At 45.4% G+C, this 12647-nt stretch carries 13 protein-coding genes; 9 read left to right on the top strand and 4 right to left on the bottom strand.

Annotation, left to right across the window (positions count from 1 at the left end; all coding sequences use genetic code 11):
• The first annotated feature begins 4 nt into the window (after nucleotides 1-4).
• The 3 genes from purF (at nucleotide 5) to IC571_RS06060 (ending at nucleotide 3481) form a co-directional block, all read left to right on the top strand.
• Nucleotides 5-1543 (top strand): amidophosphoribosyltransferase, encoded by a 1539-nt coding sequence (purF, locus tag IC571_RS06070; protein WP_215315445.1) that lies wholly within the window; start codon nucleotides 5-7, stop codon nucleotides 1541-1543.
• An 80-nt stretch (nucleotides 1544-1623) separates the two neighbouring features.
• A complete protein-coding gene (locus IC571_RS06065; RefSeq protein WP_215315444.1) occupies nucleotides 1624-2832 on the top strand; it encodes an O-succinylhomoserine sulfhydrylase in 1209 nt (402 codons plus the stop codon).
• Nucleotides 2816-3481 (top strand): bifunctional 2-polyprenyl-6-hydroxyphenol methylase/3-demethylubiquinol 3-O-methyltransferase UbiG, encoded by a 666-nt coding sequence (locus tag IC571_RS06060; protein WP_251373252.1) that lies wholly within the window; start codon nucleotides 2816-2818, stop codon nucleotides 3479-3481. The genes IC571_RS06065 and IC571_RS06060 overlap by 17 nt, the downstream gene beginning before the upstream one ends.
• Here IC571_RS06060 and IC571_RS06055 read toward each other — a convergent pair.
• The 4 genes from IC571_RS06055 to IC571_RS06040 form a co-directional block, all read right to left on the bottom strand.
• On the bottom strand, nucleotides 3478-4584 hold the full coding sequence (locus tag IC571_RS06055; protein ID WP_215315443.1) for an ABC transporter ATP-binding protein: 1107 nt from the start codon (nucleotides 4582-4584) through the stop codon (nucleotides 3478-3480). The two genes, IC571_RS06060 and IC571_RS06055, sit on opposite strands and share 4 nt — an antisense overlap.
• Complete coding sequence (gene modB / locus IC571_RS06050; protein WP_371742883.1) at nucleotides 4584-5249, bottom strand: molybdate ABC transporter permease subunit; 666 nt, start codon at nucleotides 5247-5249, stop codon at nucleotides 4584-4586. Before modB ends, IC571_RS06055 begins: the two co-directional genes overlap by 1 nt.
• A 97-nt stretch (nucleotides 5250-5346) precedes the next feature.
• Complete coding sequence (locus IC571_RS06045) at nucleotides 5347-6156, bottom strand: sulfite exporter TauE/SafE family protein (protein WP_215315442.1); 810 nt, start codon at nucleotides 6154-6156, stop codon at nucleotides 5347-5349.
• A 3-nt stretch (nucleotides 6157-6159) separates the two neighbouring features.
• A complete protein-coding gene (locus IC571_RS06040; protein WP_215315441.1) occupies nucleotides 6160-7401 on the bottom strand; it encodes an FAD/NAD(P)-binding oxidoreductase in 1242 nt (413 codons plus the stop codon).
• 145 nt (nucleotides 7402-7546) lie between these two features.
• On the opposite strand from IC571_RS06040, the gene IC571_RS06035 reads away from it, so the two are divergent.
• The 6 genes from IC571_RS06035 to soxA all read left to right on the top strand — a co-directional run bounded on the left by IC571_RS06035 (nucleotide 7547) and on the right by soxA (nucleotide 12632).
• Complete coding sequence (locus tag IC571_RS06035) at nucleotides 7547-8407, top strand: MBL fold metallo-hydrolase (RefSeq protein ID WP_215315440.1); 861 nt, start codon at nucleotides 7547-7549, stop codon at nucleotides 8405-8407.
• A 59-nt stretch (nucleotides 8408-8466) separates the two neighbouring features.
• Nucleotides 8467-9819, top strand: coding sequence for a sulfite dehydrogenase (gene soxC / locus IC571_RS06030; RefSeq protein ID WP_215315439.1), 1353 nt, complete (start codon nucleotides 8467-8469; stop codon nucleotides 9817-9819).
• Nucleotides 9803-10888 carry a c-type cytochrome gene (locus IC571_RS06025; protein WP_215315438.1) on the top strand — a complete coding sequence of 362 codons (1086 nt, stop codon included), beginning with the start codon at nucleotides 9803-9805 and terminating at the stop codon, nucleotides 10886-10888. The genes soxC and IC571_RS06025 overlap by 17 nt, the downstream gene beginning before the upstream one ends.
• Nucleotides 10889-10970: 82 nt before the next feature.
• Entirely contained in the window at nucleotides 10971-11423 is a 453-nt protein-coding gene (soxY, locus tag IC571_RS06020; protein WP_215315437.1) for a thiosulfate oxidation carrier protein SoxY, read from the top strand.
• A 51-nt stretch (nucleotides 11424-11474) separates the two neighbouring features.
• Nucleotides 11475-11783 carry a thiosulfate oxidation carrier complex protein SoxZ gene (gene soxZ, locus IC571_RS06015; protein WP_173955860.1) on the top strand — a complete coding sequence of 103 codons (309 nt, stop codon included), beginning with the start codon at nucleotides 11475-11477 and terminating at the stop codon, nucleotides 11781-11783.
• Between the two features lie 36 nt (nucleotides 11784-11819).
• Entirely contained in the window at nucleotides 11820-12632 is an 813-nt protein-coding gene (soxA, locus tag IC571_RS06010) for a sulfur oxidation c-type cytochrome SoxA (protein ID WP_215315436.1), read from the top strand.
• Nucleotides 12633-12647 lie beyond the last annotated feature (15 nt).

Here is a 12647-nt window from a genome sequence, read left to right as displayed (position 1 = left end):
CGATATGTGCGGCGTTGTCGGAACCGTTTCTCATTCACCAGTTAATCAGCTTCTTTATGATGCTTTGCTGCTGTTGCAGCACCGTGGTCAAGATGCTGCTGGTATCGCCACCATGAATGGCAATTCATTTACGATGCACAAGGCCAACGGCTTGGTGCGCGATGTATTTAGAACTCGCAATATGCGTAGCTTGGTTGGTAATGCAGGCATTGGACAAGTTCGTTATCCAACTGCTGGATCTGCAAGTAGTGAAGAGGAGGCTCAACCGTTTTATGTAAGCGCACCATACGGAATTATCTTGGCACATAACGGCAACCTTACCAATGCAGCGAGTTTGCGCGTTGAGATGGCGTATCGTGATCGTCGCCATATCAACACTAGCTCTGATACTGAAGTATTGCTGAACGTTCTAGCCGATGAACTGCAGAAGGAAACGAATAGCGCAGCCCTTGATGAGAGCGTGATGTTTAATGCAGTGACTGGCGTTGCTAGTCGCGTGAAGGGTTCATACGCAGTAGTTTCTTTAATTGCCGGCTATGGATTATTAGCGTTTCGCGATCCCTTTGGTATTCGTCCTTTATGTATTGGTCGCATTGATACGCCGCAAGGTCCTGAGTGGATGGTGGCTTCAGAATCGGTTGCTCTAGAGGGATTGGGCTTTAAATTTGTGCGCGACGTTAATCCTGGTGAGGCGATCTATATTGATTTGGATGGCAATTTCTATTCTCGCCAATGCGTTACTAATGCTGCTTTAACTCCATGTATCTTTGAATATGTTTATATGGCTCGTCCGGATTCCACTATTGATGGAGTGACGGTCTATAACGTCCGTATGCGTATGGGCGATTACCTCGCAGAGAAGATTCGTAAAGAGACTAACGTCGATGAGATTGATGTGGTCATGCCTATTCCAGATTCAAGCCGTCCTGCAGCAATGCAAGTAGCGAAGAACTTGGGGGTAGATTACCGCGAAGGGTTCTTTAAGAACCGTTATATCGGCCGCACTTTCATCATGCCTGGTCAGGCAGTTCGTAAAAAATCCGTACGTCAAAAACTCAATGCCATGCGTGTTGAGTTCAAAGACAAGACTATCTTGATCGTTGATGATTCAATCGTGCGTGGCACAACCTCTTTTGAAATCGTCCAAATGGCGCGTGAGTCTGGTGCTAAGAAAGTGATTTTCGCTTCTGCTGCGCCACCAGTACGTTTCCCTAATGTGTACGGTATTGATATGCCAACTCGTAGTGAGCTGGTAGCTTATGGCCGCACGGATGAAGAGATCAATAAGATGATTGGAGCTGATCAGCTCATTTATCAAAGCGTTGAGGATATGAAGCAAGCGGTTCGAGATATCAATCCGAAGATACAGAACTTTGAAGCCTCTTGTTTTGATGGGAATTACATTACTGGCGATATCAATGAATCCTATTTGGATGCGTTGGAGGCGCAGCGTAATTCCTCTGCTGCCAAGGCTGATCGTCAGCGTGATTCGAGTGACTTTGCGCGCTCTCAGTTGCACTTGCATTTGGCAACCGAAGACTAAAAAGCTACACGATTACGCCCGATTGAGTCCAGATACACCTTCCTTGAGGCAAATCTATCATTCGGTGTCAAAATAGCGGTATGAAGAGTAAAACTACCCGCAAAAAACCTGATTTTTCTAAGCTGGCGCTAGAGACTATTGCAGTCCGCGCTGGCACTCGTCGTACCTCTGATTATCAAGAACACTCTGAAGCGATGTTTTTGACATCAAGCTTCTGCTTTGATAGTGCCGAGTTGGCGGCTGATGGTTTTGCTCATGCCGACCAAGGGTTTATTTACTCACGCTTCACCAACCCGACGGTTAGCATGTTTCAAGACCGTCTGGCTGCCTTAGAGGGTGGCGAGGCTTGTATTGCTACTGCATCTGGAATGTCTGCGATTCTGACAATGGCAATGGCTCATCTTCAGGCTGGTGACCATGTTATTTGTTCGCGCTCTGTATTTGGGGCAACGATTCAGTTGTTCACTAACATCCTGGGTCGTTTCGGAATTACGACGACCTATGTTGATTTAACGGATGCTAAAGCTTGGCAGGCCGCTGTTCAGCCGAAGACAAAGCTATTTTATTTAGAAACACCTTCAAACCCATTAACTGAAATTGCTGATATCAAAGCGATCTCAAAGATTGCCAAAAAAGCAAAGGCATTGTTGGCAGTTGATAACTGCTTTTGTACGCCTGCATTGCAAAAGCCGTTGGCCTTAGGCGCAGATGTTGTTATTCATTCTGCAACAAAGTACTTGGATGGTCAGGGCAGGGTTGTTGGTGGTGCAATTGTGGGTAGCAAAGATTTTGTAATGGGTAAGGTTTTCCCATACGTTCGCACCGCTGGACCAACTTTATCGGCATTTAATGCCTGGGTATTTCTAAAAGGCCTAGAAACCCTTGAGTTGCGCATGAAGCAACAAAGCCAGAATGCGCTCGCTTTAGCTCAATGGCTAGAGAAGCAGACCGGTGTTGAACGTGTTTACCATCCTGGCCTAAAGTCACATCCTCAACATGCCTTGGCAATGCGCCAGCAAAAAGAGGGCGGGGCAATCGTTTCGTTTGTGCTGAAGGGTGGTAAAAAATCCGCCTTTAAGTTGATTAATCAAACCAAGCTTTGTTCCATTACCGCAAACTTAGGTGATACACGTACAACCATTACACACCCTGCGACAACAACGCATTGCCGTGTAAGTCCAGAGGCGCGTAAAGCAGCCGGGATTTCCGATGGATTGGTGCGTATTGCCGTGGGCTTGGAAAATATCAACGATCTCAAGAGCGATCTCGTTGGTGGATTCAAAAAATAAACAAATCCATCAAGATAAGCCTATGGGGTTTTCTGATGCCACGCAGTTCTGGAATGAACGCTTTGATAAAGAAGAGTTCATTTTTGGAACAGAGCCTAACGAGTATTTAGTTGAGCAATCCAAACAATATCTAAAGCCTGGCGACCGAGTCTTGTGTATTGCGGATGGTGAAGGGCGTAATGGCGTTTGGCTAGCCAAACAGGGAATGCAGGTTGTTGGCTTTGATGCTTCTGATATTGCTCTCACAAAGGCAAAACGATTTGCCAATGAGAATCAGGTTGATGTGGAATACGCATTTTCGGATGCGGATAGTTATGCATGGCCAAAAAATACTTACGATGCGGTGATAGGAATCTTTATTCAATTTGCAGATCCCGCAATGCGTGAGCGAATTTTTCAAAAAACTTATGAGACTTTAAAGCCTGGCGGAATTTTTATTCTTCAAGGATATACACCAAAGCAATTGGAATATAAAACAGGCGGCCCATCTCTAATAGAGCATCTTTATACCGAAGATTTAATTCGAGATTTGGCTAAGGACTTTTCCATTCTAGAGCTATGCTCATATGAAAAAGTCTTATCTGAGGGTGCGAGACATGAAGGCATGTCTGCGTTGCTGGGTTTGGTGGCTCAGAAGCCAAGGTCTTAATTGCTAAAGCGTCTTGGATCGTTAATCGGACGCAATGGCATGATGTGAATCTTGCCCCCGTCGATTTCTAAATAACACTTTTTATCGGCTTCTAGGGATAAGCGTTTTACTTCAGCTGCCGATGCCTCCCAAATAACTGCGTGATTACCTTCAATCGTACGCAACTGAATTACAGCGATTTGGCCGATGGTACTAACTTGTTCTACGACCACCTCAATAGAGCTTGGGCTTGGGGCATTATCTAGGCTTAAGCCATCTGCTGGGATAACCCAGGCAACAGAGGTATTGGGAGGTATCTTTCCTTTGTCGACTACATTAAATATGCGTTGGCAGCCATCCCAGCTAAGTTTGCCGGCGGTAAATACACCCTCAAATTTATTGTTAATGCCAACAAGCTCCGCAACTCGCGAGTTTCTAGGGCGCTCAAACAATACTTTGGGCGGTGCCGTTTGTAAGCCAACACCATGATCAATCACTGTAATTCGATCTGCCAATAAATCAGCTTCACGCAGATCATGCGTGACAAGCAATATCGGAATGTTTAATTCTTTGCGAATTTGTGCAAGTGTTTTGTAGAGACTTTGGCGAGTCGGCGCATCAACCGCAGAAAAAGGTTCGTCTAGTAATAAGATTTTTGGGGGCCTTGCTAATGCTCTTGCTAGAGCAACGCGTTGTTGTTGTCCACCAGACAATTGATTTGGCATCCGTTTTGCAAGATCACTAATTCCCATTCGATCTAGCCACTGCAGTGCTAGGACTTTGCGTTCTGATAATGTGGGAACTGAGTTATGTAGGGGGATGCACACATTCTCGAGTGCGGATAAATGTGGGAATAGCGCATATTGCTGAAATAAGAATCCGCAAGAGCGTTGAGAGGGGTTTATGGCTGTAGTGATGCCGCTTACTTCGCTAGCTTCAAACCAGACCTGGCCGTCGCATTCAATTTTTCCCGTTTGTGGATTGCTTAAACCAGCGATGGTGCGTAATGCTGTTGTTTTGCCACTCCCAGATGGACCCACAAGCGCATGTAGTTCACCAGGTATGCATTCCATATTGAGCTGCAAAGGGTTGGGTGAGAATTGAGAAAGCTTTACCTTCAGCATTAGGCCCTCCACCCTGGGTTGCGTACACGGTTTGCTTGACGACCAAGCACACCGTAGGAGAGGGCGATAGCGATTAAAGACGTACCTAGCAGTATGAGTGAAAGCACTCCTGCGCCAGAGGTATCGAAACTTTGAACTTTGTCGTAGATTGCAATCGAAACAGTTTTAGTTTCACCAGGAATAGCTCCGCCAACCATCAGGATGACACCAAACTCACCTAGAGTGTGTGCAAAGGTTAGAACTGCTGCGCTGGTGATGCCTCGCCATGCAAGAGGCAATTCAATCAAATGAAATATTTGCCATTGCGATAGTCCGCTAACTTGAGCCGCTTCACGAATTTCAGGGTGAATGGATTCAAAGGCGCGTTGGATAGGTTGAATTGCAAATGGCAGGTTGACGATGAGTGATGCGATCAGTATTCCGGTGAATGAGAAGACTAGTGGAATTCCAAAAAGACTTTTTCCACCCAAGCCAACCAGAAGGTAATAGCCAAGTACGGTTGGGGGGAGAACTAAGGGAAGGGCAAGAGCCGCTTCAATCCAAGAACGTCCTTTGCCCATTTTTTGTAGTGAATGGGCCGCCCAAATCCCAAACGGAAGAATCAGGGCCAAAGTCCATAAAGCTAACTTTAGAGATAGGAGAAGGGCGTCAATATCAATCACCATTAAATTGTATTGCTATTGGCTATAAAAAAGACCGCTTCCGCGGTCCTTGGGCTGCCGGCTTTTATGCCCATGACTCACTCAGCAGAGTTTCGTCACTCTAAACCATGCACTTATAAATCAGGCTGATAGCAACCAGAAAGGTAAATACGGAAAAAATTTGCTGAACTCGGGGACCACTTATTTTTCTTTCCAAAATTTTTCCAATCAAAAGCCCAATAAGAGAGCCACCCCCAAAAGGTATGGCAATCGATAAATCAAGCGTTCCTGAAACAAGAGAAATCGCTGCGCCACCAGTGGAGACAATTGCCAGCACGCCCAAAGAGGTGGCAACAATAGCCTTCATTGGAAGATCGGTAAATTTCTTCAGCGATGGGACGATGATAAAGCCACCACCAACCCCAAGTAGCCCGGATAAAAATCCAGCGCACGCTCCTGCGAGCATCAAAGATCTGGCGCATGGCACCGTCCAAATTAATTTGCCAATGGACATATCCAACTGGCATGGAGGCGGCTTAGTTAGCACAGGAGGTTTGCCTGCAATGGTTTGTGTAGCCTGAATGAACATTTTGCTCGATACATAAATGAGCATCGCGCTAAAGATAAGTAGCATTGGTGTGTTTGGTGCGCGCTGAGCTACCCACAGACCTAGAGGGGAAAGTAGGAGGCCAAAGCTAGCCATGAACATGGCCGCCTTATAGCGCAACACCTTGGCATATAAACCAATCAGCGCACCTACGCCAGCTGACAAAGCGATTGCGGTTAATGCAATTGGGCCTGCATCAGCAATCGGCATGTGAAAAGCAAACACTAGAAGGGGTACCGAGAGGATGCCTCCACCTGCGCCCGTCAGCCCCATGAGAATGCCAATAAACATCCCAAGGACTGGAGCTAGAAGAATGTGTTCCATGCTTTAATTTTCAAATGGTCGTGCAAGCCATTCTCTGCCTTTCAGCATTGCATTCCAATAAAGCCAGGGTAGTACATCTTTTTTCAATATCCAAGCTAGCTTGGTTGCTTTAAGTGGATTAATTAACCATGGGAAGGTTGGCAATAACTTTCCACCGTATCCAAATTCCGCAAGAACAATCTTTCCTCTTTCGACTGTTAATGGACATGAGCCATATCCGTCGTACTTGAGTGGCATTGGTTGATGATGTTTATGTGCCAATAAATTCTCAGCGACTACCACCACTTGTTTTCTGGCGGCAGCGGCTGTTTTTGAATTCGGTGAGGAGCAGCAATCACCTAAGCTAAATATATTTGGATGGCGGGTGTGCTGTAGGGTGAATTGATCTACATCTACCCAGCCATCGGCATTAGCAACAGGGCTACCAATCAAGCAATCTTGGGGGCCTTGTGGCGGTACAACATGCAGCATGTCAAAAGATTTTTCGACTTGTGAGACATTTCCATCCGCATCTTTAACTGCAAAGATCGCTTTCTTATTGGGGCCATCTACAGAAATCAGATTGCAATTGAAGTTCAAGGTTGTCTGATATTTTTTTACATATTCCATGAGTGGCGGCACAAAATCTGCCACGCCAAACAATGCAGCGCCTGCATTATTTAATTCCACGTCAATATTTTTGAGTTTTCCTTGTTTTTCCCACTCATAACAAGAGAGGTACATTGCCTTTTGTGGAGCGCCTGGACACTTAATTGGCATAGGTGGTTGGGTGAAGATTGCTTTTCCGGATTTCATTTGCTTTACTAACTCCCACGTGTAAGGGGAGTAGTCGTAGCTGTAGTTGGATGTGACACCATTCTTTCCAATGGTGTCTACTAAACCTGGTATCGCTTCCCATTTAATTTTCAGTCCAGTAGCAATTGCTAGATATTGGTAATGAATTGGATCACCATGGGCAATTCGTACTTCATTGGCATCGGGATTAAAGCCCGTTATTTTGTCTTTGATCCAAGTAACGCCAGTTGGAATGATGTCTTTCGTTTTACGCTTACTGCTTTTGACATTGAAAGCCCCGCCACCAACAAGGGTCCAAGATGGTTGGTAGTAGTGATCCTCAGAGGGCTCGATAATGCCAATTTTGAGGGATTTATCTCTACTTTTTAGGCTTGCCGCAAGTCCAATGCCTGCTGCGCCACCACCAGCAATAAGGACGTCATATTCGTTATTGCGTTGTTTCGTATTCATTTGCTTGGTTTCCTAATTCAATGGTTATATAGCTAAAGATTCTTTATTACTATTTGTAATATATATATAAGGGTTAGTTATTAGTGTCTTTTTACCAGCTTTATTCAATAATTTCACTTAGAAATATTACCTAGAAGAGCGAGAGATGAATCCAGTTGTAAAAGGCTTTTTTGATATCGATACCTGGACGGTTACTTATGTTGTTTATGAGAAGCCTAACGCACCTTGTATCATTATTGATAGCGTTCTTGGTTACGATCCTAAATCAGGTCGTACCAACACTAAGATGGCTGATGAAGTTATTCAGTTCGTAAATGAAAATGCGTTGAAGGTTGAGTGGATATTAGAGACTCATGCGCATGCTGATCATGTCACTGCAGCCCCTTACTTGAAATCAAAGCTTGGTGGACGGATTGCTATCGGCGATCATATTTCCGTGGTTCAGGGTGTCTTTAAAGGCATCTTTAATTTAGAGAACACATTCCCAACAGATGGTTCCCAATTTGATCGGCTACTCAAGGATGGAGAGAAGATTGATTTTGGCGGCCTGAGCTTGAAGGCTATTTTTGTTCCTGGACATACGCCTGCTTGTATGGCCTATCAGATTGGGGATGCGATTTTTGTTGGCGATACCATGTTTATGCCCGATGTAGGGACAGCGCGTTGTGACTTCCCTGGCGGCAATGCCAGCGTCTTGTATCAATCGATGAAAAAGATTTTAAGTAATCCGCCTGAGACGCGATTATTTATGTGTCACGACTATCCACCAAACAATAGACCCATACACTTTGAGACTACGGTGGCTGAAGAGAAGAAGTCAAACATTCATATGCATGACGGAATTTCAGAAGAGCAGTTTATAGAGATGCGCACGAAACGTGATGCAACTTTAGAAATGCCAGTGCTGATATTGCCAGCAATTCAGGTCAATATTCGTGCAGGAGAATTTCCTCCGAAAGAGGCTAATGGAGTTTCGTATTTAAAGATTCCAGTTAACGCTGTTTAGACTATAGAAACATCTAAGCTGTCATCGGGACGTATTTATTTTTTGAAGGTATTCATTTAATGGCTGATCAAAAACGCAGAGGACAAATAAAGCAGGCGCCTGAGAACTTCATTTCCCAAGAGTTGATTGCTGATTTGAATCAGAGCGGCATGGATGATGCCCGCCGGGGATTTTTACGCAATGGCTTTATGGCTGCACTTGGTGGGGCAATAGGTGTTAGCTCTGCTGCTAATACATTTGCTGCTGAAGGCGACCCAGTAATTTTGGAGAAGCAAGAATGGCAAACCACATTGGGCAAGAATGTGGCGACTATGCCGTATGGAATGCCATCTATTTATGAGGCCAATCTCATTCGTCGTGAGTCGCCTGGATTAACGAGAGTATCTGCCGCTTCAGTGGCCTTTACCCCATTGCAGGGCTTGTTCGGAATCATTACGCCCAATGGCTTGCATTTTGAGCGCCAACATCAAGGTTGGTACAACATTGATCCAGAGAAGCATCGTTTGATGGTCAATGGCCTAGTTAAACACAATCGAGTATTCGCCATGAATGACTTGATGCGTTTACCTTCAGTGTCACGCATTCACTTTATTGAGTGTGGCGCTAATACGGGCTTGGAGTGGGGGAACGTTGCGGTGCCAACGGTTCAATATACCCATGGCATGCTTTCCTGTTGCGAATTTACCGGCGTTCCTTTGTCAGTCTTGCTAGAGGAGTGTGGCGCAGACCTGAAGAAGGGCAAGTATTTATTAGCCGAAGGTGGTGATGGTTCTGGCATGACGCGAACCATTAATTTGCCAGATGTGTTGAATGAGGCGATTGTTGCTTGGGGTATGAACGGAGAAATGTTGCGTCCTGAAAATGGCTTTCCATTAAGGCTGGTAGTTCCAGGAGTGCAGGGCGTCAGTTGGGTGAAGTGGTTACGGCGCCTAGAGGTGGGTGATATGCCTTATGCGACTAAAGATGAGGCTGTGCACTATAACGATTTGATGCCAGACGGAATGGCGCGTCAGTACACCTCGATTCAAGAATGCAAATCTGTAATTACGACGCCTTCTGGTGGGCAGCAATTGTTGGATAAGGGTTTTTATAACGTGAGCGGTTTAGCATGGTCAGGAAGAGGAAAAATCAAACGCGTTGATGTTTCTTTTGATGGCGGCAATAACTGGAAGACCGCACGTCTGGAAACTCCGGTGTTAAGCAAAGCATTAACACGTTTCAATATAGATTGGGTATGGGATGGCGCACCGGCGATTTTGCAATCACGTGCGATTGACGATACTGGATACGTTCAGCCAACTATCAAAATGCTCAGGGATGTTCGTGGCACTAGGTCGATTTATCACAATAACGCGATTCAGTCGTGGAAGGTTGGCTCAAACGGGGAGGTCAGCAATGTTCAAGTTGGCTAAATTTGTAAATCTCAGTCTCCTTTTGTTATCGAGCTATTTGGTAGCCGACATTGCATTTGCGCAAAATTCAGGTTCTCGTTTTCCTGGCATCGGCAGAGACGCAACGCCGGCAGAGGTTGCAGCATGGGATATCGATGTTCGCCCTGATTTCAAGGGTCTTCCTAAAGGGTCCGGCTCAGTAGATAAGGGGCAGCAACTGTGGGAGTCCAAGTGCTCTGTTTGCCATGGAACGTTTGGCGAATCCAATGAGATCTTTACCCCCATCATAGGTGGTACTACAGTTGACGACATCAAAACAGGTCGGGTAGCTTCACTGTCAGACCGCAAGCAACCTCAAAGAACAACCATTATGAAGGTGGCGACAGTATCTTCTTTATGGGATTACATCTATCGTGCAATGCCATGGAATGCACCTCGATCTTTAACGCCTGATGATACTTACGCATTAGTGGCTTATTTGTTGAGCATGGCAGAAGTGGTGCCGGATGATTATGTATTAAGCAATAGCAATATTGCTGAAGTACAAAAACGGATGCCTAATCGCAACGGTATGACACTAAAGCATGGTTTATGGAGTGCGAAAGGCAGTCCAGATGTTCACGCTACAGCTTGTATGACGAATTGCGTGCAGTTTGTTCAAATCGGTTCTGAGTTACCAGACTATGCACGCAATGCTCATGGCAATATCGCCGAACAAAACCGACAATATGGACCTTTCCGTGGAGCAGATTCCACTAAGCCACCTTTAGCTAAGCTGCCAGGAGCCGCTGGCGAGGGTTTAGCTCATGCATCTGATACTCATGTTGCAAGCTCAAAGGGGCCGGCCGCCTTATTTAAGAGTGAGAACTGTGCAGCCTGTCATGCTCAAAATGCCAAGCTAGTAGGCCCATCTATTAATGATATTGCGGCGAAGTATCAAGGGCAGGGTGGCGCTTTAGATAAATTGATGGATAAGGTAAAAAATGGCGGTTCAGGTGTTTGGGGATCAATTCCAATGCCGCCACAAGCGCAATTGTCAGATGAAGATCGCAAGGCGCTGGTCACTTGGGTGCTTTCGGGGGGGAAATAAACGCTGTTTAAGTAATAACCAGCATGTATTTTTCAAAAGTAGATAATATATTCAGGGCAAAAGAATTAATAAAGGAGTATTTATGAATCAACAGCGACGCAGTGTATTGAAGTATTCAGCCGTCTTTGGATTAATGGCCTCAGCAGGTCTTATTAGTGTGGCGCAAGCACAAGAGTGGAATAAAGCCGCTTTTGAAGGCAAAGGCCTAGATGATGTATTCAAGATATTGGGTGCCGGCAGTCCCGATAAATCAAGCGCAGTCACTTTAAATGCTCCTGATATTGCAGAAAATGGTGCTGTCGTTCCAGTGGGTATCACCACGACCCTGAAGGCTGAGCAAATGGCCATCCTCGTAGAAAAGAATCCTAGTGCATTAGCTGCACAGTTCTTTATCCCTTCCGGAACCGAGCCATTTGTAACAACACGTATCAAGATGGGTCAAACCTCAAATGTTTACGCTTTAGTCAAAGCAGATGGCAAATGGAGTATGGCTGTTAAAGAAGTAAAAGTCACATTGGGTGGTTGCGGCGGCTAATGCCGAGCAGTCAAGATCAATAACTACTAATTACGAATACAAGAGGAATATATGTCTGATCCAATGCGCGTTAGAGCAGCCGAAAGTGGCGGTATTGTGGATGTAAAAATTTTGATGAAGCACGACATGGAATCTGGTCAGCGTAAAGACGCTTCTGGCAAGGTTATTCCAGCGTGGCACATCACGACGATCAACGTCAAAGCCAATGGCAAAGATGTATTGAATGGTCAGTTTGGTCCAGCTGTTTCAAAGGATCCATTCTTGAACTTTAAATACAAAGGCGCTAAAGGCGACAAGATTGTTGTCAGCTGGGTTGATAACAAAGGTGACAAGCGTACCGATGAGGCAACTGCTTCTTAAGTGCTCTTATTCATTATGGCTTTGAAAGGGAATCAAATGCAGCGTAAATTCACCTTAGGCTTGTCCTCGGGAATATTGGTGGCAAGTTTGTCGATTTCATCGATTGTGTTCGCCCAAACGGCAACAGATGAGATTGCAAAATATCGTGAAATGATTGCGGATGGAAACCCTTCAGAGCTGTATGAGGCTGCAGGCGAGGATTTATGGAAAAAGCCTGCTGGACCAAAAAACGCAACCCTAGAGAAATGTGATTTAGGTTTAGGCCCGGGTGTTGTAAAGGGTGCCGCTGCACAATTGCCGCGTTACTTTAAGGATACCAACAAGGTTCAGGATCTGGAATCTCGTTTGATGACTTGCATGCAAAGACTGCAAGGTCGTAACCCTCAAGAGATGGTGGATGCACCATTTCAAAAGGGTCCCAAGAAGGACATGGAAGCGATTGTTGCTTATGTAGTTACTGCATCCAAGGGCGACAAAATTAAAGTCAGCACCAATCATCCAAAAGAAAAAGAAATGTATGAGCTTGGTAAGCGCGCATTTTATTTCCAGGGTGGCCCCATGGATTTCTCCTGTGCATCTTGCCATGGCGAAGATGGAAAGCGTATTCGCTTGCAGGACCTGCCGAATTTGACCACGCAAAAAGGCGCAGCCTTGGGTTGGGGTTATTGGCCTGCATATCGTGTATCTAGCGGCCAGTTTTGGACAATGCAACAACGTTTAAATGATTGCTATCGCCAACAGCGCTTCCCGTTCCCTATTTACGGATCTGATCTGACTGTAGCCTTGTCAATGTATATGGCAAAGAATGCCAATGGCGGTACGGTTGAAACCCCAGGTTTAAAGCGTTAATGGATAAGAGACAGA

The organism is Polynucleobacter sp. MWH-UH2A, from assembly GCF_018687195.1.
GTDB lineage: Bacteria > Pseudomonadota > Gammaproteobacteria > Burkholderiales > Burkholderiaceae > Polynucleobacter.
The sequence above is the reverse complement of the archived record's forward strand: the minus strand, read 5'-3'. Positions and strand labels throughout refer to the sequence as shown.